Annotated in this window: 28 protein-coding genes and 1 tRNA gene; 12 read left to right on the forward strand and 17 right to left on the reverse strand. The window is 58.2% G+C overall.

Going from position 1 to position 20,634, the window contains the following annotated elements:
* Positions 1-110: 110 nt before the first annotated feature.
* Together BLP23_RS06265 and BLP23_RS06270 are read left to right on the forward strand one after the other, a co-directional pair.
* The gene (locus BLP23_RS06265; RefSeq protein WP_092583969.1) at positions 111-911 is read left to right on the forward strand and encodes an alpha/beta hydrolase; all 801 of its coding nucleotides are present in this window, start codon (positions 111-113) and stop codon (positions 909-911) included.
* 186 nt (positions 912-1,097) lie between these two features.
* Positions 1,098-1,697, forward strand: a complete 600-nt coding sequence (locus BLP23_RS06270; RefSeq protein ID WP_092583970.1) for a transglutaminase-like cysteine peptidase — start codon at positions 1,098-1,100, stop codon at positions 1,695-1,697.
* A gap of 152 nt (positions 1,698-1,849) precedes the next feature.
* On the opposite strand, the gene mbfA is transcribed toward BLP23_RS06270, so the two are convergent.
* Positions 1,850-2,833, reverse strand: a complete 984-nt coding sequence (gene mbfA / locus BLP23_RS06275) for an iron exporter MbfA (RefSeq protein ID WP_092583971.1) — start codon at positions 2,831-2,833, stop codon at positions 1,850-1,852.
* Positions 2,834-3,001: 168 nt separating this feature from the next.
* Between mbfA and BLP23_RS06280 the strand changes: the two genes are divergently transcribed.
* On the forward strand, positions 3,002-3,469 hold the full coding sequence (locus BLP23_RS06280) for a group III truncated hemoglobin (protein WP_092583972.1): 468 nt from the start codon (positions 3,002-3,004) through the stop codon (positions 3,467-3,469).
* Here the strand turns inward: BLP23_RS06280 and BLP23_RS06285 are convergent.
* The 5 genes from BLP23_RS06285 to BLP23_RS06305 form a co-directional block, all read right to left on the reverse strand.
* Positions 3,466-4,377, reverse strand: a complete 912-nt coding sequence (locus tag BLP23_RS06285; protein ID WP_092583973.1) for an EamA family transporter — start codon at positions 4,375-4,377, stop codon at positions 3,466-3,468. The genes BLP23_RS06280 and BLP23_RS06285 overlap by 4 nt on opposite strands.
* Before the next feature lie 98 nt (positions 4,378-4,475).
* The gene (recX, locus tag BLP23_RS06290) at positions 4,476-5,030 is read right to left on the reverse strand and encodes a recombination regulator RecX (protein WP_092583974.1); all 555 of its coding nucleotides are present in this window, start codon (positions 5,028-5,030) and stop codon (positions 4,476-4,478) included.
* A gap of 10 nt (positions 5,031-5,040) precedes the next feature.
* Positions 5,041-6,066, reverse strand: coding sequence for a histone deacetylase family protein (locus tag BLP23_RS06295; RefSeq protein WP_092583975.1), 1,026 nt, complete (start codon positions 6,064-6,066; stop codon positions 5,041-5,043).
* A gap of 61 nt (positions 6,067-6,127) precedes the next feature.
* A complete protein-coding gene (locus BLP23_RS06300) occupies positions 6,128-6,649 on the reverse strand; it encodes a GNAT family N-acetyltransferase (protein ID WP_208603122.1) in 522 nt (173 codons plus the stop codon).
* 17 nt (positions 6,650-6,666) lie between these two features.
* Complete coding sequence (locus BLP23_RS06305) at positions 6,667-7,233, reverse strand: helix-turn-helix domain-containing protein (RefSeq protein WP_092583977.1); 567 nt, start codon at positions 7,231-7,233, stop codon at positions 6,667-6,669.
* A 143-nt stretch (positions 7,234-7,376) separates the two neighbouring features.
* On the opposite strand from BLP23_RS06305, the gene lepA reads away from it, so the two are divergent.
* Positions 7,377-9,209: a translation elongation factor 4 gene (gene lepA, locus BLP23_RS06310; protein WP_092583978.1), complete on the forward strand. Its 1,833-nt coding sequence runs from the start codon at positions 7,377-7,379 to the stop codon at positions 9,207-9,209.
* Between the two features lie 88 nt (positions 9,210-9,297).
* Entirely contained in the window at positions 9,298-9,579 is a 282-nt protein-coding gene (locus BLP23_RS06315; RefSeq protein ID WP_267890073.1) for a type II toxin-antitoxin system CcdA family antitoxin, read from the forward strand.
* Here BLP23_RS06315 and BLP23_RS06320 read toward each other — a convergent pair.
* Both BLP23_RS06320 and BLP23_RS06325 read right to left on the reverse strand, forming a co-directional pair.
* Entirely contained in the window at positions 9,513-9,965 is a 453-nt protein-coding gene (locus tag BLP23_RS06320) for a GFA family protein (protein WP_092583979.1), read from the reverse strand. The two genes, BLP23_RS06315 and BLP23_RS06320, sit on opposite strands and share 67 nt — an antisense overlap.
* A 76-nt stretch (positions 9,966-10,041) precedes the next feature.
* The gene (locus BLP23_RS06325) at positions 10,042-10,587 is read right to left on the reverse strand and encodes a sugar O-acetyltransferase (RefSeq protein WP_092583980.1); all 546 of its coding nucleotides are present in this window, start codon (positions 10,585-10,587) and stop codon (positions 10,042-10,044) included.
* A 157-nt stretch (positions 10,588-10,744) separates the two neighbouring features.
* Between BLP23_RS06325 and BLP23_RS06330 the strand changes: the two genes are divergently transcribed.
* Positions 10,745-11,038: an Rdx family protein gene (locus BLP23_RS06330; protein ID WP_092583981.1), complete on the forward strand. Its 294-nt coding sequence runs from the start codon at positions 10,745-10,747 to the stop codon at positions 11,036-11,038.
* Between the two features lie 3 nt (positions 11,039-11,041).
* Here BLP23_RS06330 and BLP23_RS06335 read toward each other — a convergent pair whose 3' ends face one another.
* Positions 11,042-11,461, reverse strand: a complete 420-nt coding sequence (locus tag BLP23_RS06335; protein ID WP_092583982.1) for a BA14K family protein — start codon at positions 11,459-11,461, stop codon at positions 11,042-11,044.
* Positions 11,462-11,664: 203 nt separating this feature from the next.
* Here BLP23_RS06335 and BLP23_RS06340 point away from each other — a divergent pair.
* A tRNA-Leu gene (locus BLP23_RS06340) sits at positions 11,665-11,751 on the forward strand.
* A gap of 132 nt (positions 11,752-11,883) precedes the next feature.
* Here the strand turns inward: BLP23_RS06340 and BLP23_RS06345 are convergent.
* From BLP23_RS06345 to BLP23_RS06355, 3 genes are read right to left on the reverse strand one after another with little or no spacing between them, the layout of a single operon-like run.
* Positions 11,884-12,117, reverse strand: a complete 234-nt coding sequence (locus BLP23_RS06345; RefSeq protein ID WP_092583983.1) for a hypothetical protein — start codon at positions 12,115-12,117, stop codon at positions 11,884-11,886.
* Complete coding sequence (locus BLP23_RS06350; RefSeq protein WP_092583984.1) at positions 12,104-12,496, reverse strand: hypothetical protein; 393 nt, start codon at positions 12,494-12,496, stop codon at positions 12,104-12,106. Before BLP23_RS06350 ends, BLP23_RS06345 begins: the two co-directional genes overlap by 14 nt.
* Positions 12,496-12,993 (reverse strand): hypothetical protein, encoded by a 498-nt coding sequence (locus BLP23_RS06355; RefSeq protein ID WP_092583985.1) that lies wholly within the window; start codon positions 12,991-12,993, stop codon positions 12,496-12,498. The genes BLP23_RS06350 and BLP23_RS06355 overlap by 1 nt, the downstream gene beginning before the upstream one ends.
* A gap of 426 nt (positions 12,994-13,419) precedes the next feature.
* On the opposite strand from BLP23_RS06355, the gene BLP23_RS06365 reads away from it, so the two are divergent.
* From BLP23_RS06365 to BLP23_RS06375, 3 genes are read left to right on the forward strand one after another with little or no spacing between them, the layout of a single operon-like run.
* Complete coding sequence (locus BLP23_RS06365; protein WP_092583986.1) at positions 13,420-13,704, forward strand: hypothetical protein; 285 nt, start codon at positions 13,420-13,422, stop codon at positions 13,702-13,704.
* Positions 13,701-14,039: a helix-turn-helix domain-containing protein gene (locus tag BLP23_RS06370; RefSeq protein WP_233426638.1), complete on the forward strand. Its 339-nt coding sequence runs from the start codon at positions 13,701-13,703 to the stop codon at positions 14,037-14,039. The genes BLP23_RS06365 and BLP23_RS06370 overlap by 4 nt, the downstream gene beginning before the upstream one ends.
* Positions 14,040-14,052: 13 nt before the next feature.
* The gene (locus tag BLP23_RS06375) at positions 14,053-14,457 is read left to right on the forward strand and encodes a hypothetical protein (RefSeq protein WP_092583987.1); all 405 of its coding nucleotides are present in this window, start codon (positions 14,053-14,055) and stop codon (positions 14,455-14,457) included.
* Positions 14,458-14,485: 28 nt separating this feature from the next.
* Here BLP23_RS06375 and ligD read toward each other — a convergent pair whose 3' ends face one another.
* Positions 14,486-15,529 (reverse strand): non-homologous end-joining DNA ligase, encoded by a 1,044-nt coding sequence (ligD, locus tag BLP23_RS06380; RefSeq protein WP_092583988.1) that lies wholly within the window; start codon positions 15,527-15,529, stop codon positions 14,486-14,488.
* A 109-nt stretch (positions 15,530-15,638) separates the two neighbouring features.
* On the opposite strand from ligD, the gene BLP23_RS06385 reads away from it, so the two are divergent.
* Both BLP23_RS06385 and BLP23_RS06390 read left to right on the forward strand, forming a co-directional pair.
* A complete protein-coding gene (locus BLP23_RS06385) occupies positions 15,639-15,878 on the forward strand; it encodes a hypothetical protein (protein ID WP_092583989.1) in 240 nt (79 codons plus the stop codon).
* A gap of 446 nt (positions 15,879-16,324) precedes the next feature.
* Positions 16,325-16,564 (forward strand): hypothetical protein, encoded by a 240-nt coding sequence (locus BLP23_RS06390; protein WP_092583990.1) that lies wholly within the window; start codon positions 16,325-16,327, stop codon positions 16,562-16,564.
* A 40-nt stretch (positions 16,565-16,604) separates the two neighbouring features.
* On the opposite strand, the gene BLP23_RS06395 is transcribed toward BLP23_RS06390, so the two are convergent.
* The 4 genes from BLP23_RS06395 to BLP23_RS34045 all read right to left on the reverse strand — a co-directional run bounded on the left by BLP23_RS06395 (position 16,605) and on the right by BLP23_RS34045 (position 20,596).
* Positions 16,605-16,928, reverse strand: coding sequence for a DUF1515 family protein (locus BLP23_RS06395; protein ID WP_208603130.1), 324 nt, complete (start codon positions 16,926-16,928; stop codon positions 16,605-16,607).
* A 158-nt stretch (positions 16,929-17,086) separates the two neighbouring features.
* The gene (locus tag BLP23_RS33610; protein ID WP_167363831.1) at positions 17,087-17,368 is read right to left on the reverse strand and encodes a hypothetical protein; all 282 of its coding nucleotides are present in this window, start codon (positions 17,366-17,368) and stop codon (positions 17,087-17,089) included.
* Complete coding sequence (locus tag BLP23_RS06405) at positions 17,349-18,239, reverse strand: glycoside hydrolase family 108 protein (RefSeq protein WP_092583993.1); 891 nt, start codon at positions 18,237-18,239, stop codon at positions 17,349-17,351. The genes BLP23_RS33610 and BLP23_RS06405 overlap by 20 nt, the downstream gene beginning before the upstream one ends.
* 281 nt (positions 18,240-18,520) lie before the next feature.
* Entirely contained in the window at positions 18,521-20,596 is a 2,076-nt protein-coding gene (locus BLP23_RS34045) for a hypothetical protein (RefSeq protein WP_208603123.1), read from the reverse strand.
* Between the last annotated feature and the right edge of the window lie 38 nt (positions 20,597-20,634).

Here is a 20,634-nt window from a genome sequence, read left to right on the forward strand (position 1 = left end):
GTCTCGCTATCGCTGCGATGTCGTCAATAACACGCTTTAGCGGAAAAATCACCTGCTGTCAGCCTATCGAGAATCTGTTTTATAGGCACAGACAATGGGAGTTTGTGCTTATGTCCGAAGCAACAGCCATATCCGAGCCGCAGTTCCTGACGGTGGGCGAAGGCGACGCGCAACGAAAGATCGCTTTCATCATTCGCCAAGCCACCTCGAAGGACCGCGGGCCGACCTTCGTCTGGCTCTCCGGCTATCGGTCGGACATGAGCGGCACAAAGGCGATAGAGCTCGATCGGCTGGCCGGCGAACTCGGACATACCTGCATCCGCCTCGACTATTCGGGGCATGGACTTTCCGGTGGAGAGTTTAAGGATGGGACGATTTCCCGCTGGCTGGAAGAAGCGCTCGCCGTCCTCCTCCATGCAAAACCCGAGCGCGTCATCGTCGTCGGTTCCTCGATGGGCGGATGGATAGCGTTGCGGCTGGCGCAGGAACTTGCAAAGTTGGAGGGTACGCCAAAGCTCGACGGTATGGTACTGATCGCGCCGGCACCCGACTTCACATCGGACCTCATCGAGCCGCATCTGAGGAAAAAGGATCGCGCCTTACTCGCCGAACGCGGCTATGTCGAAGAGAAGTCAGATTATAGCCCGGAGCCCAACATCTACACCCGAGCACTTCTGGAAAACGGCCGCGAAAACCGGGTTCTGACCGGCATTATCAACACAGGCTGCCCGGTGCATGTCCTCCAAGGCATGAAAGATCCGGACGTTCCCTACAGTCACGCCATGAAGCTGGTTGAACACCTACCCGCCGACAATGTCGTGTTGACATTCATTCGCGATGGCGACCATCGGCTTTCACGGCCGCAGGATATCGAGCGGATACTATCTGCCGTTAAAGGCCTCATTCGTTAACCGAAGCAGACGCCTGCCACCTCCACCAGTGTTTGATGTCATGCGCAGCATGAAACCTCCGGCTGTGTGGCATTTTAACCATGTCGGGTTGTTAGGGCAGCCCTGTGAGAAGTAATGATTGACTCCTCAACGCCCTCTCCGTTAACTCTTTGTTAACAAATACAAGGGCGATGCAGGGAAACGGGCGTGCGGATCAAGGGTTACTTGATGGTCATGATGGCCATGTTTGCGATGTCTTCGGCCGCATTACCGGCCCCCACAAAAAACCTCTCGATGGTCACCGGCGGCGCCACCTCGCAGCCAATCGGCCATTATGATTTCTGCCAGTTGCACCGGATCGAATGCGGTGCGGACCGCAACGCGGGGCCCGCGGAAATGAATGGCGAGAAGTGGGCTCTTGTCCGCTCGGTCAATTCCACCGTCAACAGCACCATCACCCCGATGACCGACAAGGAAATCTACGGCAGGGACGAAATCTGGGCTTATCCGACAACGGCGGGCGACTGTGAAGATTTCGCGCTCCTGAAGCGCCGCATCCTGATCCAGCGCGGCTTTGAGCCGGCAAACCTTCTGATGACGGTGGTGCGCAAACCGGATGGCGAAGGCCATGCCGTGCTGACGCTTCGCACGACCGAAGGCGACTTCATTCTCGACAACCTCGCTTCAAGCGTGAAGCCTTGGTTCGATACGGCTTATTCCTTCGTCAAGCGCCAGTCGAGCTACAATGCCGGCCGCTGGGTGACGATCGAAAACGGCCGCGACGTCCTGGTCGGCGCTCTGAAGTAAGAAATTCACCCTTCAGCACTAGGACCTGCGACCGTCGGCCGCTTTATGAGACTTTTTTGCCGCACTCCCGGCCCTTCGCTTTGAGTTCAAGGCGTTGGGCGCTGCAATCGTGTCACTGGGTCGATTGCTTCGGCTGCGCGCCGGACCGGGCCTCACCCATTGCCGATCAGGATGCCGGCAGCTAGCACAAGGCCTCCGCCGACCACGACCTGGAAGGCGGCGCGCAGAAATGGCGTTTCCATGTATCTGTTCTGGATGAACGCGATCGCCCAGAGCTCGAAAAAGACGATGACGACAGCAGTGATCGTCGCGGTCCAGAATTGCGGAATGAGATAGGGCAGTGCGTGGCCGAGACCGCCGAGCGTTGTCATGATGCCGCAGGCGAGACCACGCTTGATTGGCGAACCGCGCCCGGAAATCTTGCCGTCGTCATGCGCAGCTTCGGTGAAACCCATTGATATACCCGCGCCTACCGAAGCCGAGAGGCCGACGAGGAAGGTCTGCCACGTATCCTGCGTCGCAAAGGCGGCGGCAAAGATCGGCGCCAGCGTCGAGACCGAACCATCCATCAAGCCTGCAAGGCCAGGCTGCACGTAGGTAAGCACGAATTGCCGCCGCGCCGTATCGTCCTCGGCGTCTTTTACGCCCTCCGGCGTATGTTTGTCGCCGAGCATTCTGGCAATGTCTTCATGACCCTGTTCGGCGAGCGCGAGATCGCCGAGAAGCTGGCGTGTCGAGGCATCCGAAGTCTGCTTTGCCGCCTCGACGTAGAAGCGATAAGCCTGCTCCTCCATCGTCTCGGCTTCCTGCCGCACTGCTTCCAACGACAGGTTCTTGCGCAGCCAATCCGGCTTGCGCTCATAAAAGCCCTGCACATGCTCGCGGCGAATTAATGGAATGCGTTCGCCGAAACGCTGCCGATGTATCTCGATCAGCGACTTGCGGTGTGTGTTTTCGACTTCCGCCATGTCCTCGAGGACCTGCGCCGAGGCGGGATATGCGGCCTTCAGCTGGTCGGCATAGGCGCGATAGATGCGGGCGTCGTCCTCTTCGGAGGCAATCGCTAGCGCCAGAATTTCCTGTTCCGACAATGATTTGAATGAACGTTTGGACGACCTGAAAAACCGCGGCAGCATAACAACAGCTCCATTTTAGAATTATTCTAAATCTAAACAGCGCACAGCAAGGCGTCAAGCATCGGGCGATCGATCCCGACAGATTGCCGCAAGACGGCTTGTGGACTTCAGTTGGAAGCGGCAGGTGCCTATATAGGGCGTGCCGCAACCAATCGACCGGGGTCTGAGATGAATAGTGAACTGCAAGGCCGGGCGGCGCATGCCGCCGCGATCCGCCAGCGAGCGGAAACGGAAATGAATGCCATGGGAATCGACAATGCCTTCATCGACAGGCTGGTCGAGACTTTCTACGGCCGCGTCCTTGCGCATCCCGAACTCGGCCCGATTTTCGATGCGCGGCTTTCCGGCCGTTGGCCGGAGCACATGGCGAAGATGAAGAGCTTCTGGTCGTCCGTCGCATTTCGCAGCGGCGCCTATGGCGGCAAGCCGGTGCAAGCACATGTCGGTGTTGCAAACATGTCGCCGGCTCTCTTTCCGCAATGGCTGGAGCTCTTTGCCGCAACGCTCGACGATATCGCTCCGAATGCCGCGGTAAAGGCCTGGTTCATGGCGACAGCGGAACGCATCGCGACGAGTTTGACGCTATCGCTATTCTACAACCCCGCACTCGACGATCCGGCGCGCAAGCCCGCCTAAGCTTTTTGCGTCGAAAACGTCGCACTTGCGCTCGCCGCAACGACCAGCGCGGTCCCGAGCATCTGCAACAGCGTCATGGGCTGGGCAAGGATGAGGAAGCCTGCGAGCGCACCGATTGCCGGTTCCAGGCTCATGAGGATGCCGAACGCGGCCGTCGACATCCGCCGTAACGCAATCATTTCCAGGGTATAGGGCAGGAGCGGAACGAGGATCGCCAGACCTGCCATTTCGACGAGACCGTAGCCATCGACGTTCGACGCGGCCCCGGCAAAGCCGAAGGGCGTCGCCACCACCGCTGCCACGATCAGCGACATGGAAAGGCCTTCGAGCCCCTTGAACGCCGCTCCGACCTTTTTCGTCAGCATGATATAGCATGCCCAGCCCGCGCCGGCGCCGAAGGCAAAGAGCACGCCGGGCAGATTGCTGACCCATTGCTCGCCATCATAGGCAAGGAAGAGAACACCGGCTGCGGCCATCACCGGCCAAACCAGGCGCCGCGTCAGGCCATAACCAAACGTCGCGACGGAAAGCGGACCAAGAAAGTCGATCGCTACCGCAAGCCCCAAAGGAATTCGCTCGATCGCCGCGAAGAAAGACATGGTCATCAGCGCTGTCGTCGTGCCGAGAACCACTGCACCGATCCATTGCTCGCGGCTGTAGCGCAGCAATGGCGGACGAACGGCGATTGCAAGGATGACTGCCGCGAAGGCGAGCCGCAGCCAGGAGGCGCCGGCCGATCCATAGGCTGCGATCGCGCTTGAAGAGAATGCCGCACCAAACTGAATGGACGACATCGACAGCAGGCACATGAGTGCACCGGCCGCAGCAGCGCCGGAAAAGGGGGGCGCTGCTGCAGGTAACGCAACGGCACTGCCGTTTGCCGCTGGCTCGCCCGTCTTCCGATCCATTTCCCGCTCCTGATTTGCACCACTGATACGAACGCAATCGCACAGCGGCAAATGCAAACTTCTGATCCGAACATAAGCGGGCTTTATGAACCGAGACGCTAAAGCGCCAGCCTGGTTTCGAGCACCTCTTCAGCTTCGCCGGGGCTCATGCCAAAAACTTTCTTGCCGATCTCAAAGCTGAATCCATTACGGGCGAAGGCTGAAAGTTCCTTCACCTTTCGCTTCTCATCGAGGTCGCCACGCCTGAACGGACCAAAGGCGCGCTTGCGGGCGAAGACGACGGCGGCGAACAGATCGTCTGCACGCTCAAGCGCGGTATCGACGATTTCGCTTGCCACCCCTTTCGAGGAGAGTTTCTGCGCGATGATCCGTTTCGACTTGCCGCCGCGTACCGCCGAGCGGGTGCTCACCGCAGCATAGGCGACGTCGTCCAGAGCCTTCTGATCGTAGGCGAATTTGACCGCCGAATCGGCAAGCGCCTTCAGCTGCGCCGGACTGATGTCTTCGAATTTCTGCTTCGCCTTTCGCGTGATCGCATCGAACAGCTGTTTTTCCGTCATCATCCGACGCTCGAGGCGATAGATCGTCGAGTTGCGTGCCCAGGAGAGCATGCGCGGCGTCGGAACATCGGGGGGTTGATTTTGATCGTCCATCGAAGGCTTTCTAGGCCTCCAGCCCTTTCAGCATATTGGCGACGTTGAGGCCGATTTCCGTCACGCCATAGCCACCCTCCATGCAGGTCAGGACTGGAAGGCCCACCTTGGCGATCAACGCGCCCATGCGTGTGAAATCATCGGAAGTCAGCTTGAAGAAGGAGATCGGATCGCGTTCGAAGGTATCGACGCCGAGCGAGACGACGATGGCTTCGGCGCCAAAAGTCTTGATGCGCGCAAGCGAATCCGCAACCGCTTCCGACCATGCAGCCCAGGCCGTGCCGCGCGGCAGCGGGTAGTTCGCATTGCAATTTTCGCCGTCGCCCTCACCGGTTTCATCGGCATAGCCCCAGAAATAGGGAAAGGCATTGGCCGGTTCGCCGTGCAGCGACGCAAAGAAAATGTCGCCGCGGCGGTAGGTGATGTCCTGCGTGCCGTTGCCGTGATGGAAATCGACATCGAGGATCGCAACCTTCTTTGCGCCCATATCCAGCAGGCGTTGTGCCGCGACGGCAGCGTTGTTGATGAAGCAATAGCCGCCGAAGAGATCGACGCCCGCATGATGGCCGGGAGGCCGGCAGAGCGAGAAGGCGAACCGGTTTCCGGCATCTAGCCAATCGGCGCCGGTGATCGCGCATTGCATCGAGGCGACGGCCGCCTCGTAGGTGCCGTTGGTGATCGAGGTTTCGGTGGCATTGGCGTAGTAGCCGAGCATGCCGTCGATATCGTTCGGCACGCGCTGCGTTGCGCGGCGCACCGGCAGCGAGGTCGGGATCGCCTCGCCCGCGGCTCCGCTCGCCTGCCACAAAGTCCAGGCCTTCGACAGGAAATCGAGATAGCCGGCATCATGCACTTTCAGAGCCGTTTCCAGTCCATGTCGTTCGGGCGCAACAACATCCGAAAAGCCCGCCCCTTTGACCGCTTCGAGGATCCACTCAGCGCGAAACGGTCCTTCGAACGGCGTCACCAGCAGACCGCCATGCAGCTCTGTCTTCGCATCGCGCAGCTTGTGGTCTTCGGAATAGACGACGCGCATTGGCTTTTCCCTGATTTGTTTTGTCGAATAAGGCGCGGCGGACGCACGCCTTGTCAATGGTTTAGGTAGCGATGCGCTTGTAGAACAGCGTGGTCGCGCAATAGCCGCCCTCCGGCCACATCGCATAATCCGGGATGACGCCAGCGCGCTCCCAGCCGAGTCGCGGATAGATCGCCTCCGCTTCGCTGCCGGTTGCTGTGTCGAGCACCAGCAGGCGCTTGCCATGTTTTGCGGCTTCGAGCTCGATCGCCTCCATCAGCAGCCGTGCCAAACCTTTGCCACGTGCAAAACGATGCACGAGCAGCTTCTTCAAATCGCCACGGTGCGGCTGGTTCGGCATCGAGGCAAATCCGACCTGCACCGTCCCGACGATCTTTCCGTCGATCTCAGCCACGGCGAGCAGGTTGACGCCCGCCTCGACTGTTTCTGCAACGCTCCTCCAATAGGGCTCGGCGTCGGCGGCCGTGTAAGGCTGCATGAAGCCGACTGAGGCGCCGCCCTCCACGCAGTCGGCGAGTATCTCGCAAAGTTCCGGAATAGCCGCATTGGCCTGTTGTGCATCAAGAATACGAATGACGGTCACGGTCTCTCCTGAAATCATCAGCGGGTGCTACGGTTGAGCACGACGCAATAGCGGGCGGGTTTGCTGGTGGGATTGCGGAAGACATGTCCCTCCCCGACCGGCATGAAGAGGCAATCGCCGGGCAAAAGGTGATGCACCGTTTCGCCAGTGGTCATCTCCATCTCGCCTTCGAACACCCAGACGTGTTGGGTCATGCCGTGGCTTGCCGTATGCGGCGGAAAGCTGACGCAGGCGCCCGCAGGGAACTCGACGTCGACGATATCGACCTCGGACGACGTTGCGGGCGGTGAGACGGAGCGGCGCAAATAACCGGTTTCCGGATCGCGCCAGACCTGCTGCTCGTGGCGTCTGGCAAGTGGCGAGGCCTGCCTTTCATCAGCAAAGAAGGCTGAAAGCGAAAGCCCGAGCGCGGCACAGACCCTTGCAAGCAGAGAGGCTGTCGGGCTGGCCTCCGCCCGCTCGATGCGCGAGATCATCGCGCGGCTGACGCCGGAGGCATTGGCAAGATCATCCAGCGTCAGGCCCTTTTCGATCCTGAGCTTGCGAATGCGAATGCCGATCGCCGTTTCGAGTTCCTGTTCCATCGTCCGATCCATTGATTCTACTATAAGAGAAATGCATGGTCCGATAATGGAATCAAGTGATTTTTAATCACCGCCTGAGGCGCGCATTTTATCCTAAACGGAGTCCTGCTTTTCCGCTTTGCGGCGGGGGGCGGCGCTGCTATATGGCGCGCATGAGCACCAATCCGACGACTCCGCTGTCCCATATCCGCAATTTCTCGATCGTGGCCCACATCGACCACGGCAAATCGACGCTTGCCGACCGCCTGATCCAGACGACCGGCGGCCTTGCCGATCGCGAAATGTCCGAGCAGGTGCTGGACAACATGGACATCGAGCGCGAGCGCGGAATCACTATCAAGGCGCAGACCGTGCGCCTGCACTACAAGGCGGATGACGGCGAGACCTACATCCTGAACCTGATCGACACCCCCGGACACGTCGACTTCGCCTACGAAGTCTCGCGCTCGCTCTCGGCCTGCGAAGGCTCGCTGCTTGTCGTTGACGCGTCCCAGGGAGTGGAGGCGCAGACGCTTGCCAATGTCTACCAGGCGATCGACAACAACCACGAGCTCGTCACCGTCCTCAACAAGATCGACCTACCGGCGGCAGAACCTGAGCGCATCAAGGAGCAGATCGAGGAAGTGATCGGCATCGACGCTTCCGACGCGGTACTGATTTCTGCCAAGACCGGGCTCGGCATTCCGGCTGTGCTGGAAGCGATCGTTCACAAGCTGCCGCCACCGAAGAGCCCGGGCGGTGAGAAGGCGCCGCTGAAGGCACTGCTCGTCGATAGCTGGTACGACGCCTATCTCGGCGTCATGGTTCTGGTGCGCGTCATCGATGGCGTACTGACCAAGGGCCAGACAATTCGCATGATGGGCACCGATGCCAAGTATCAGGTGGAGCGCGTCGGCGTGCTGACGCCGAAGATGGTCAATGTGGATTCCCTCGGTCCTGGCGAGATCGGTTTTATCACCGGCAGCATCAAGGAAGTGGCCGACACCCGCGTCGGCGATACGATCACCGAGGACAAGCGGCCGACTGCGGAAGCGCTGCCGGGCTTCAAGCCGGCCCAGCCCGTCGTCTTCTGCGGCCTCTTCCCGGTCGATGCTGCCGATTTCGAAGATCTGCGCGCCGCGATGGGCAAGTTGCGCCTCAACGACGCGTCCTTCTCCTTCGAGATGGAATCTTCCGCAGCCCTCGGCTTCGGCTTCCGCTGCGGCTTCCTCGGCTTGCTTCATCTCGAAATCATCCAGGAACGCCTGGAACGCGAATTCGACCTCGACCTCATCGCAACCGCGCCTTCCGTCGTCTACAAGATGTATATGACCGACGGTACGGAGCGCGAGCTGCACAACCCAGCCGACATGCCAGATGTCGTAAAAATCGCCGAAATCCACGAACCCTGGATCAGAGCCACGATCCTGACGCCAGACGATTATCTCGGCGGCATCCTGAAGCTCTGCCAGGACCGGCGTGGCATCCAGATCGAACTTACCTATGTCGGCACGCGCGCAATGCTGACTTACGATCTGCCGCTCAATGAAGTTGTCTTCGATTTCTACGACCGGCTGAAGTCGATTTCGAAAGGCTACGCCTCCTTCGACTATGCGTTGACCGACCACCGCGAAGGCAACCTCGTAAAGATGTCGATCCTCGTCAACGGCGAACCGGTCGACGCGCTTTCGATGATGGTGCACCGGACGGCGGCTGAAAAGCGGGGCCGCGACATGTGTGAGAAGCTCAAGGAGCTGATCCCGAAGCACATGTTCAAGATCCCGATCCAGGCCGCGATCGGCGGCAACGTGATTGCCCGCGAAACCATCTCAGCGCTACGCAAAGACGTGACCGCCAAGTGCTACGGCGGCGACGCCACCCGCAAGCGCAAGCTGCTCGACAAGCAGAAGGCCGGCAAGAAGCGCATGCGCCAGTTCGGCAAGGTAGAAATCCCACAGGAGGCGTTCATCGCGGCGCTGAAAATGGGCGACGAGTAAATTCTTTTCGCTTCGAGTTATGCGCAATTTTATGCGCATAACTCGAAGGGCAATCGCCATGCGCCAGCCTGTCTGAAAAGACTCGAATCTGTCTCTCGATGCTCAGATCGTCTCCTCCGCACGCCAACCAATGTCAACATCTCCCGCGCCGCCGAAGAGGATCGCCCGCGCGATAAAAGCCGCGCGCGAACGCCTGCGGCGACTGGAGAATGCGGAGACGAGAGCCGAAGCAGACGCTTGCGTTGAAAGGCACGGGCTACCGTTTGTGAAGTACGGCAAATTTGACGGCTCGTCTTCGACAACTCATCCCCGCGCCACATACTCCTTCACCAGCCCCTCATATGCATTCATTTCCGGCAGCGTTTCATAGCTATATACCGCGCCGGTTTCGGCGAATGACAGCTTCTCCCTCGTCCAAGTCTCGATGAACGGTGTGAACCAAGTTGTATCATCCAGCATGGTGGCACGCAGGTTGACGAACCAATCCATGCCCTCGGGCCGCGTAAACATCCAACTCATGCAATGCGGACAGAAATAGTGCCTTGTTACGCCATGCAGGCCGCCGATCACGGGTTCGCCCCGGGTCACTTCGAAGCCTTCCACCGGAATCGCGGCGCTCAACGAATAGGCGCTGGACGACATTTTCTGGCAGCCGGTGCAATGGCACGCCATGGTGAGCAGCGGCTTTGCGCTGATCTTCAGCCTGACCCGGCCACAACGGCAGCCACCTTCCCATGGCAGGTTCTTATTGCTCATCGGCCTATCCTCCGTGTTCGCCCCTAATCTAGCGTCATCCGACGTCAATCAAGGCCACGGCCGAAATGCATCGCAATCACTTATGGATCCGCGCCGGATTGCCGACGACCGTCGCACCGCTCGGCACATCTTTCGTTACAACCGCGCCTGCTCCGACGATTGCGCCGTCCCCGATCGACACGCCGCCCAGAATGGTAGCGCCGCCGCCGATCCAGACATCCTCCCCGATCGAAACCGGGCGCGCCATCTCGATCCCGGCTTTACGAAGAGCCGCATCCTTGTGATGTTCCGCACAATATATATGCACGCCCGGCCCCAGCATGGACCGCTCGCCGATTACCACCGTTCCCGAATCGAGGATGGTACAGCCGGCATTGAGGTAGACGCGGTTGCCCAGGGCTATGTTCACACCATAGGAGCAATGAAACGGCGCCTCGATGAAAGCGTCGGCAGGCGCCTTCGCAAGCAGCGCCGCCAGCGCCGGTGCCATATTGCCGCGTTCGTCCGGCGCCATCGTGTTGTGCTGGTGAACGGCCTTGCGCGCCAGCCGGCGCAGCACCTCGAGCTCGTCATCAAGGCAGCAATACCACTCGCCAGCCGCCATCTTTTCCCGCTCACTCATCTGCCTCTCCCGGTGCTGAACGCCTATTAAGCGAACCGTGTCGCGCAGCACCACAGCTAACTTCGTGACATGAACATGCGATGGCCTCCCCGCGCAAACCGGACGTTGCGAAGCGGCCGCGAAGGCCTTAAATCGAACCATTGAAAGGAATCCGCCCATGACTGAAAAAGCCCGTGTGACGATCCTCTACTGCACCCAATGCAACTGGCTGCTGCGCGCCGGCTGGATGGCGCAGGAATTGCTGCACACCTTTTCGGACAGCCTCGCCGAAGTGGCGCTCATTCCTGGTACGGGCGGCAATTTCGAGATCCGAGTGAACGACGACCTCATCTGGGAACGCAAACGCGACGGCGGCTTCCCGGGGCCGAAGGAACTCAAACAGCGGGTGCGGGACATCATCGAACCCGACCGCGATCTCGGCCATGCCGACCGCGTTTCGCTGGAGAGCTGACCCTCAGTCAAAGGGCGAATTGCAGGTCTTGTAGATGCCCTCGTAGGTCACAAAACGATCGGTCCTCGGATTGTAGGTCCGATACTGATTTCGGCACCATTCGACATGCATGTCCTTTGCTGGCGGTCGTATCCGGCGGATTGGCGGCGGATCATAGGTGAGCTGCGGCCTTGGCTGGGCGCGCGGCTGGTAATAGGTCGGCCCTCTCGCTCCCAGCGGACGATAGTTCGGCTGGACATAGGCAGGGCGGTGCCACTGCTGCGGCCCGAAGCCGAAGCACCCGCGATAATCGCAGTAGGTCGATTGCACATTGATGATCGCCGGATTGCGCTGTTGCAACGTCGCAAGCGGAGGCGCGGCACTGGCCGCAAGCGGCACGAAGCCAACGACGGAGCCGAAGATGATCGTTCGAAGAGCAGACATCACTGATTCCTTTCTGCTGCTGCAGATATAGAACACCCGCCGCCGGATGGCATCCACCACAAGATCGAAAGCCGTTCAGTTCGGCGTGATCGCCCCGCTCCAGCGTCTTCGGGAGGCATATTCGCTCTTTTTCCCAGCCTGTCAGGAAAACTTCAAAAAGCCAGTTGACAGCAAAGAGCCACCCCCTTACATGCCTCTCCGTCGCCCAGATGGCGGAATTGGTAGACGCGCCAGCTTCAGGTGCTGGTACCCGAAAGGGTGTGGAGGTTCGAGTCCTCTTCTGGGCACCATTCCATTTACATTTTATTGTTTATAAACAATAAGATACGCAAAACTCGGTTTTTGCGCATCCCCACGTCTATCCACCCTCATAAAAAACCCACCTCATTCGCGAGGCGGGCATAAGTACGAGGTCGTTTGAGTTAATTGTTATCAGGCTTGTCATATCGACTGGTGAAATTAGCCATGCGGCCAACGGTGTCGGAAATAAACCGGTTGATAGCTGCGACGCGAGCAAGTTCGGTGTTTCTTCTCCCGTCTTGCCGAACGTAGTCCATCTCACCCAAAATCTCGCGGACTGTCTCGGTAAGTTGGTGCAGATCCAGCAGCTCATAGTACAGATCAGAAAGTTGGTAGGCAGGATCAGGCGTCTCCATTTCTCTTCTCCCTGTGAGTTTGTGCGAAATTAGCCTTCGAAAGGTCGGCAGCCAAAGACGTTGCCAAGGCGGCTAGCTGCGGGAGGTCGTCTCTTAGGCGAGCATGATAACCAAGCAGCAGCCAAGCCCGCGCCTTAACTTCGTCGGGTTCAATGGGGGTTGCTTCGTTGGCGATCGATGCCAGCAAATCAATCGCGTCATGGACAGCGTCGACCGTGTCATCGAGCTCATCTTCTGCCTCGCCAGTACAGCGAGGCTGGTTGAGTACACTTACGAGACCGTCGCGCGCGGCAACAAGCCCGTCGAGGATTAATCCAAGATCCTTCATGCTCAGCGCGCGGAAGCTATCGGCGCAGAACTTAATGGTGACCGCATCCATCAAATCACCCTCCCGCCATAATCCTCGACCTTGCGCACGATCCTGAAGTGTTTTTCCTTCAAGCGCTGCGGCTTGGATTCGAGGCGTCCCTTCCAGCGACTTTCAGCGACGTAGTAGTGACCAGGCGTGGTGCGGTATTCGACCCGCTCAAGCCACCATATCGGCCGTGTGCCGTTCGTAAGTTCGATCTCATAGAAATTCGGGCCGTCGTAGGCTGCCGGTGTGACGCGGTCGCTGCCATCCTTCCGATCTCCGCAGATCAGCACAAATGTGCTCTCGGTGTCGAAGGCGACACGGAACATGCGTTCCGAATTGATTGCATTCATTGCTGCGGCGAGCTGATCTGCGTGGTAGCGGGCGGCTTCCATTGGCTCTATTGGCGCCGCGGGAGCGGGGCTCGGTACAGCGGCGATTGCTGCCGGCAACATCTGCAGGAAGCGGCGGCGGCTGGGTGCGGGCATACCTTCGGCGGTTGCCTGAATCGGTGTGTTCGGCATTTCCATCTCCTGTGTGTGGTCCACTGTTAACTGTGTTTAGTAACCTAATATGAAAAGGTTTGTTGTCAACTTATTTCTGTGTGTGATACACATTTTTGAAATTGGAGATGAACATGCTGACTACGGGAAACCAGCTAAAGGCCGCCAGGGCTCTAGTAGGAATTGAACAAATAGAGGTCGCCGGTGCAGCTGGCGTGCATGTCAATACGATAAGGGCAATGGAGGCTTCTGGGGGGATGCCAATCGCGGGACGAGCACAGAACGTGCAAGCCGTGCAGCGCGCTCTAGAATCGCGGGGGATACAATTCCTGAATCATGGGCAGCCAGGAGTTCGCCTTGTTGGCAAGAAAGAGGCGTAAATTCCTCCTATCGATTGACAATAAACGGGCCTTAAAGGCACCCTGCTCTGAACGACAGAGGTGGCCCATGAGCGATGATGTTGGCGACGATGAGCCAATTCCCCTACGAGACGCCGCACAATTCTTCTTCCATGGTCGCCTTACGAAATCGGCGCTCCGCACCGAGGCACGTAAAGGCAATCTTGAAATAGTCCGGATCGCAAACAAGGACTTCGTCACCAGGAATGCGATCAGAAGGATGATCGAGAGCTGCACTCAAAAAACCGCTCAACAGACCTCTTCAAATCAACGGGGGATCAGCGCGCAGGAGGCACTCCGCCTGAAATTGCAGCGGCGAAGAGGTGAAGGGTGATAGACCAAACCGATCCATCTCCTCTACTCACACCAGCCGCAGCCGCAAAAATACTTGCCGTTTCCGTCAAGCAGCTGACCCACCTTACGCTTGCCGGCGAAATACCCTTTGTGAACATTGGGCTCGGCAACAAGCGCCCTACTCGCCGATACCTTCCAACAGACATTGACGAGTTCATCGCAAGACGGCGCACGACGGCGATGCCGCTGGTTTTGAAACAGCAGATCAAATCGGCTGCGTCAGCCACTTATGAAATTATCGACATTGAGAAACGTCTTGCTGATTTGAGGGCAGCAAGGCAGAGAGCCCGAGCTTGTCGCCCGGGCAAATCATAAAGCGAGACTTTCGATGCCTATCGAAATCCGGTTCTATATCGTTGGCGATGATGGTGAACTTCAGTCCGACTCGATCCTGCCCCTGAGTCATTTCGGCAGTTGCCCGCAAATAGGGGATGTGATTTGCGAAACGCTACGCGGAGAAGAAGAATTTTATTCCGTCGAAGGGCGATACTTCGTGCAGCACACGGGCAGTTTCGGATGGGCAGTAATCCTCCGAAAGCGGGAACAGACATTGATCGAACGCAAGCTGCTAGACGCCTGGGCGGATGATGATGAGTTTTGGGCAGAAGTTGACCGCAAGGAAGAGGCTGAGCGGGAGCAAAAATTACGGGCGGCTTTGATGCTTCCAGCAAAGGACAAGAGGGACAAACGAGGGACCAATAAGACTTCTCAAGTTCGGCAACCCCGTACCTAACGACTTCGCATTCTGAGCATGGCCCCACTTACTCCGTCTCGAACACGGCCGCATTCTCCTCCGGATCGCGCAGCCCCTTATAGGACGACTGTCGCAGCTTGCCGTCATGCGTCCAGGCCCGGTATTCGACCTCCGCCACCAGCGTCGGCTTCACCCAGACAATATATTTTCGCCGGCCGGAGTATTCCACGGGTGGCTTCTTCACCTTCAGTTTGTCGAGAGCTTCGCGCAGCTCATGCGCCGTGCGTTCGTTGAAGCCAGTCCCGACCGATCCGACATAGACCAGCTTGCGGCCCTGGCGCGCTCCGAGCAGTAGTGAACCGATACCGGCACGGGCGACAAAGGAATGCTCGTAGCCGACGATAGCGAAGCCGTCGCTCTGGATGCATTTGATCTTCAACCAGTCGCCAAGCCGGCCGGAGCGATAGGTGCTCTCACGGTCTTTCGCTATGATACCTTCAAGACCGTGTTCGCAGGCAGCAAAATACAATCGATCTCCGTCGGCCTCGATCTCTTCCGATAGGCGGATGACATCGTCCCGGGTCTTGATAAGCCCCTCAAGCAGATGTCTCCGAGCGGTGAATTCCAACTTCCTCAGATCATGACCGTCGAAATACAGAAGATCGAACGCCATGAAAATCGCTTCGGTTGAGATGCGCTTGCCGCCTCGGTCGCCAAGCGATTGCTGCAGAAGTCCGAAATCCGACCTGCCCTGCTCGTCGAGAACGACAGCCTCGCCATCAAGGATCGCGGTCGCCACGTCGAGCTTCTTCGCTGCTTTTACGATGGCTGGGAAGCGATCCGTCCAGTCGTGGCCGCCGCGGGTTATCACACGAACGCCCTTCGGTTCGATATGGACGGCGATGCGGTAGCCATCCCATTTTATTTCGAATGCCCACTCCGGCCCCTTGGGCGGTCTGGGTTTCAGCAGCGCCAGGCACGGTTCTATGCGGTCTGGCATCGGATCGAGGGGAAGATTAGGCTGTGCCGGGTCTCGCGGCTTGCGCGGCCGGGATCGAACCGGCGCGCTGGCATCGCTGAGGAGAGGCTTTGATTTTGGCGGCCTCGACATGGAACGGCTTGACCCTACGCTGAACTAGCGCCATGTCATATGTAGCTCGGGCGGGAGCTTTCCATAATCATTTCGACATGCGGCGGTCGATCCTTGCGAGGATTTAAGCATGCGCCGTTTTCAGCCGATACGGGATTGGACACCCGGATATATCAACACCTGCCCCCATCACCTCGACATCCTGGTGAGATGCACGGCCTGCGGAGTGACACGGGAATTTCAGCGAGACAAGCTATCCATGGCAATGCGGCATGCGCTCATCACTGAAATCGAGGAGCGGCTGAAATGCTCGGCTTGCGGCGCGAAATCCGGCAAGCTGCTGTTTGGAAGCTATATCGGCGATGACTGAAGCTGAGGGATTTAGGCCGAGGCTATTTCCACGTAACCCCGGCCAAGGAGCCGGCCCCTGCGCCGCGGTAATCAGCCGTTGATCGGCGCGGAATAATGATAGGCCGCGGCGAACTTCGATAATATCCGCAAATTATCGTAGATTTTGGAAAAAATGCGCCGCTGAAGGCCACGGGGGAACATTCAACCGCCTCGGATGTTCGGCGGAATGGATCGTGCGGCCAAGCCCTCCTGTCACCGTGCTTAAACCCCTTGCACGCGGCTGTGCGATCCGCCTCGAATTATTCGCGCATCGGTCTGTTAGCGTACGGTGACCATGATTCCCGATGGCTTCGTTTGCCCTAAAGGGTACTTAAGGGTATTCTTATTTATCGGCTCGACAATTTTAACCGGGTGCCCGGGCCGCTTGAGAGACGGTCTGCTCTTACCTGAAATAGGAGAGCTTTCATGTCTCTTTTCGAATTGGTTGCCTTTACCGATGATGAGATTGAACTGGTAACGTCCGTAGTCGGCCGTTGGTCAGAGAGAAATCATGTCGATATCAAAAGCGAACACGGCCAGGCGGCGCTAACGCAAGCCGTGGCCCTCGTCAGTTCCGGCATGAGGTCGCCGGGTGCCATCGTGGGGAGGCTCGATGAGGTTTGCGCGCCGCCCGCCCCCGAGTATCCGAGGTCTCTTGTTGACTAGTAAACGCTAGTGGCGACTAGGTGGCCCTTCGTCGTATGCCCTAACGTCCTAGAATGATCGTCCCAATCCGCCGGATCGCATCTGCAAACGTAACGCCCATTGCCATGCCGCCGATGCCGATGACGGCGAGCGCCCCGATACCCATCAGCTTCCACCGCTTCACATCGTCCGTGACAGGTCGCATCTCTGAAATATCTTCCTGAACGGCCGCGACATTGCCTTCAACCTTGCCGACGCGGTCGACTAGCATATCCATGCGCTGATGCATGGTGGCGCGGCTGCTGTCTGACTTGATCTCCGATTGGCGAAAGGCATCACGCAGGTTGCGAATCTCGGCAAGCACCTCACCCATCTGCTGATGCATCCGGGGATCAAATTCGGTTGGCGTCAATTCCCTGCCCTCTGCTTCAAATGCGTATTCGTTTTTGTTAATTCCAGCAGCCTTGCGACTTGCCGAAGCGATTGTGTGAAGCGACCTGATTGGCGAATGGCCGGTCCTTCGTCAGGATCGTTACCGACGTTTCAAGGCTTGGCTGAAGCTTCTCGAACCCGGCGCATGCAATCGGCTTTGTCGCTGTCTGGCAGCCCGAAATCATTGCACAGAGCAGCGGCATCAAGAGAAGAAACCTGACCATTGATCTTTCCTTTTTCGGCAAAGCGCTTCACCGCGGATTCCAGCGCCTGGGTTGCGGCCTGCTGGCGCCCCTCGGAGCGCCCAATGAGGATTGCGGGATAGGTGACGATCAGGGCGCCGACCATGAGCGCGCCGCCGAGTTTGAGCCATTCAGGCAGCAGCTTGAGCATCGGTCTTCACCTGCAGATCGAGGGCGTCGAGGCGTTCGGCCTTGCGACGGTTGGCATACCAGCGATAGCCGAGGCCCCCGATCGTCAGAACGGCGCCGACGACAATCAGACCGGCCACGACTTTGCCGATGAGCTCGCTGCTATAGCTGAGAGGAGAGAGCTGATCCTGCACCTGCTGGAGTGTGCCGGCGAGACCGCCAGAGCCGATACCGCCGCCCGTCGTCGCATCGGCAACAGCAAGCGTCGGCGCTGCCTTGGCATCAGACAGGAACGCCTTGGCATCGCCGCCGACGATATACTGCACCTCTGGCCCGACCGAACCGGAGGCCCACGCCTGACCGACAGCGCGCACGCCGTTGACGCGGGCAGTCCATCCCTTCCCGAACGTCTTCCACGTCTTCAGAGCCCGCAGGAAGGCCATGCGGCGATCAAGGATGCGACAGATGAGACTATCATTGTCATTGACGCCGGAGAGCGCCAGAAGCGTCCCCTGACCAAGGTTGCCGTCGATGCCGCCCTGATAGAGACCCATCGCCTGAAGAGCGCGCTGCAGCCATTTGACGGACTGGGCAACCCCGGAATTAACCGCGCCATCGAAGACGACGTAGGAAATACCGGGGGCCAGTTTGTCGCCCTTGATCTCGTTCCAGTACTTCTTGCGATAGATCGCCTGAAGCTCGCTGTCGCTGATGTTCTTGACGGTCATCAGCTGCAGACCGAGCGAGCGCCGATATTCGTCATAGACGCGCTGCGTCACGCCACGCATGGTCGCGCCTCCGGGATCTTTCGGATGATTGGAATAGCCGCCTTCGTGCACCAGCACCTTGGCGAGAGAACGTGCGAATTCGTTTGCAGGGTCATAGACCGGCATTGGGAATGCTCCAGATTGTGGGGAAGCGTGGATTGACTTGGCCTGTGGATATTGGGGAAAACCCCGAACAATCCTGAATGATGCTCACAAAAATTCGCCCGGATGCTGCACCTGCACGCGGAGTCCGTGGGTCAAGTTCTCCAGATTGAGAGAGATATCCCCCATAAGGGTAGTTCGCATTAGCAAGTGCTTATGTTACGCATGCCTTCGCGGCAGTTGTATATAGTCGCTGCGCTATCAAGGCGGGTCGCACTGGCTGGGGTCTTGCGGCCCGTTTTTCATTATACCGGCGTGATCGTATTGCCGTTTGCAAAGTCTCGCCAAGTTGACGTTGTGCCGCTGCCGTTGGCCCGCATGTAAAGCCCCGTCGTCGTGTTAAAGACGATTTTCCCAAGGAACTTCCCAGTTGTGTTAATTGCATGCGCTGCGCTTGTGAGTTCCGCCGTAGTCAGATTTGGAAACTCAAGGCCGCCGCCCATGTGATAGGTCACTCTCCCGGTATCGGAGACGCCAAACACTTCCACATTGTCATGACTATCAACGCCGAACTTCTGCGAAGCCGACCGCATTCGATAACCGATCTTCGTGCTATAGACCGGGTTCATGAAATCATCGTCAAACAATGTAGAAGCATTGCACACGCCGAGATTTAGGAAGGCATTGTATCGGCCGCCAACAAGGCTTCCGTCGCGGTATTGATATGGCGAGAAGTCGATTGCGTATTTCGTGTTGTTTTTAAACCGAGGCGTTGAGTTTGCCGTGGCGAGCAATCGAGATCCAACAGCGCCAGTCAGCCAAGAACCGCTTACGCGGATATTCTGACTTTCCTCGTAGCAGCCGTTGAACAGGATTTCGCTTGCCTTATCCATGACAATGCAAAGATCATCGCGGCCGATAAACGTCGTGTGCAAGAACTGCACGCCGCGGATCTTGTTGGCGAAGCCGTGCATTTCCAGGCAGGCCGATGGAGAAGCGAACGGAGCCGCCAGCATTGACGATGTAGCAAGGTGCGCCGACTGGTGTTGAAGCGGCCGAATGTTGCAGTTGATGAAATCGGTTCCCGCAAATCCATAGCTGCCGTCATCCACATCAGGTGTCCGGATCGTAACACCCCGGAAACCCTGAAAGCGGCTATTGATGACGTGAACCGCTTCGCAGGATGGAACTTTCCCGTCGCCCTTATCGCGCGTGCTAAGAAGCAGCGCCGACTTGCGCCAATGACCATAAGAGATGACGCCCTCAATCGAGGCACCGTCCGCGTTATCGGCCCACACGCCCACGTCCCAATCATCCGACAGCGCGTAATTTTCGCTGTTGGTGTAGTCAGCAATTCCGCCATTGAGAACAGGGAATAGACCAACGTCCTTTAGCTTTGATCCTTTCCCCAGGATAACGGCAGCGCTGAAGTTGCTGGCAAGATCGAGCGTCCGATAGGTGTTGCCGCGCGTGCCGCTATCCGCAAGGTAAGCGGCCCCGGCAGCAGGGTTTGCAACGGCAAGCGCAGACGTTGCGTTTGCTATCGCGTTTGCCTTGGTTCCCGTTCCAGAGAACAGGATTTTGGTGCGATGTTCGAACTGATAGCCGCCGCCCTGCCCTTCCAGTGAAACGCCATCGGGAACCACGAGTTTCCGAGTTGCGACATACGTACCGTGGACGATTTCGCACCGGATGCCTTCAGCAAGCATAGCCTCAAATGATGCTGTGCTTTCATTCGCGCCAGTCGGATCAGGAGAGCCGGGGGCATCGAGGATGCAATAGGTATCTGTGGCACGCTCCCGCAGAGTGCGAAGCTCTCCGTTCGTCCATGCGGTGAAGCTCATGCCAGAGAAGTCCGACGCCGGATCGATCTTCTCGTCGGTGATTGCATCATCGGCAAGCTTTGCTGTGGTAACAGCCCCATCGACAAGCTTCTGGGTACTTACCGAATTGTCGGCGATAGATGATAAAAAAAGATCCCAGTATGCGTCTTCAGCCGGCGCGTGATTCTGGCTCGGGAGGACAGCGATCCAGATGTTGCCGCCATAACTCACTACATCACCGCGGCGATATATCGGTTCATCGTCCCAAGGACCACGCCAAGGCACACGACCAAACAGCGTCTGGCTGGTGACCTGCTCCCATGCTGCGCCGATGGGGTTCCACTCTTTCAGGATGGCCGGATCGAAATTCTTATCTAACCACAGCTTGTCTGTGGCCGGGGCAACGATACCGTCAACGACGTTGTCGAGCAGTCCGGACGCTCTCAGGGATGCAACTACAAGCTCTGACGCCCGAATGTATTTCCCGGTTGCGCTCGTCAGCGTCGTGCCGGTCATGAAGAAGCCGTAGTGGGAGGCGTCGTTGAATTCCGTTGCCATGCGTTTACCTCAATGAAAAGAGGCCGCTCGCGCAGCCT

The organism is Rhizobium mongolense subsp. loessense (genome assembly GCF_900099775.1).
GTDB lineage: Bacteria > Pseudomonadota > Alphaproteobacteria > Rhizobiales > Rhizobiaceae > Rhizobium > Rhizobium loessense.

Coding starts and splice junctions, on each gene's coding strand:
- ligD (WP_092583988.1), bottom strand. CDS start 15,529: ATGTCGAGGCCGCCAAAATCAAAGCCTCTCCTCAGCGATGCCAGCGCG.
- BLP23_RS06305 (WP_092583977.1), bottom strand. CDS start 7,233: ATGGAACAGGAACTCGAAACGGCGATCGGCATTCGCATTCGCAAGCTC.
- BLP23_RS06295 (WP_092583975.1), bottom strand. CDS start 6,066: ATGCGCGTCGTCTATTCCGAAGACCACAAGCTGCGCGATGCGAAGACA.
- BLP23_RS06330 (WP_092583981.1), top strand. CDS start 10,745: ATGACTGAAAAAGCCCGTGTGACGATCCTCTACTGCACCCAATGCAAC.
- recX (WP_092583974.1), bottom strand. CDS start 5,030: ATGGACGATCAAAATCAACCCCCCGATGTTCCGACGCCGCGCATGCTC.
- BLP23_RS06405 (WP_092583993.1), bottom strand. CDS start 18,239: ATGCCGGTCTATGACCCTGCAAACGAATTCGCACGTTCTCTCGCCAAG.
- BLP23_RS06265 (WP_092583969.1), top strand. CDS start 111: ATGTCCGAAGCAACAGCCATATCCGAGCCGCAGTTCCTGACGGTGGGC.
- mbfA (WP_092583971.1), bottom strand. CDS start 2,833: ATGCTGCCGCGGTTTTTCAGGTCGTCCAAACGTTCATTCAAATCATTG.
- BLP23_RS06285 (WP_092583973.1), bottom strand. CDS start 4,377: ATGGATCGGAAGACGGGCGAGCCAGCGGCAAACGGCAGTGCCGTTGCG.
- BLP23_RS06390 (WP_092583990.1), top strand. CDS start 16,325: ATGTCTCTTTTCGAATTGGTTGCCTTTACCGATGATGAGATTGAACTG.
- BLP23_RS34045 (WP_208603123.1), bottom strand. CDS start 20,596: ATGGCAACGGAATTCAACGACGCCTCCCACTACGGCTTCTTCATGACC.
- BLP23_RS06365 (WP_092583986.1), top strand. CDS start 13,420: ATGAGCGATGATGTTGGCGACGATGAGCCAATTCCCCTACGAGACGCC.
- BLP23_RS06280 (WP_092583972.1), top strand. CDS start 3,002: ATGAATAGTGAACTGCAAGGCCGGGCGGCGCATGCCGCCGCGATCCGC.
- BLP23_RS06395 (WP_208603130.1), bottom strand. CDS start 16,928: ATGCATCAGCAGATGGGTGAGGTGCTTGCCGAGATTCGCAACCTGCGT.
- BLP23_RS06355 (WP_092583985.1), bottom strand. CDS start 12,993: ATGCCGAACACACCGATTCAGGCAACCGCCGAAGGTATGCCCGCACCC.
- BLP23_RS06345 (WP_092583983.1), bottom strand. CDS start 12,117: ATGGAGACGCCTGATCCTGCCTACCAACTTTCTGATCTGTACTATGAG.
- lepA (WP_092583978.1), top strand. CDS start 7,377: ATGGCGCGCATGAGCACCAATCCGACGACTCCGCTGTCCCATATCCGC.
- BLP23_RS06320 (WP_092583979.1), bottom strand. CDS start 9,965: ATGAGCAATAAGAACCTGCCATGGGAAGGTGGCTGCCGTTGTGGCCGG.
- BLP23_RS06325 (WP_092583980.1), bottom strand. CDS start 10,587: ATGAGTGAGCGGGAAAAGATGGCGGCTGGCGAGTGGTATTGCTGCCTT.
- BLP23_RS06385 (WP_092583989.1), top strand. CDS start 15,639: ATGCGCCGTTTTCAGCCGATACGGGATTGGACACCCGGATATATCAAC.
- BLP23_RS06350 (WP_092583984.1), bottom strand. CDS start 12,496: ATGGATGCGGTCACCATTAAGTTCTGCGCCGATAGCTTCCGCGCGCTG.
- BLP23_RS06335 (WP_092583982.1), bottom strand. CDS start 11,461: ATGTCTGCTCTTCGAACGATCATCTTCGGCTCCGTCGTTGGCTTCGTG.
- BLP23_RS33610 (WP_167363831.1), bottom strand. CDS start 17,368: ATGCTCAAGCTGCTGCCTGAATGGCTCAAACTCGGCGGCGCGCTCATG.
- BLP23_RS06375 (WP_092583987.1), top strand. CDS start 14,053: ATGCCTATCGAAATCCGGTTCTATATCGTTGGCGATGATGGTGAACTT.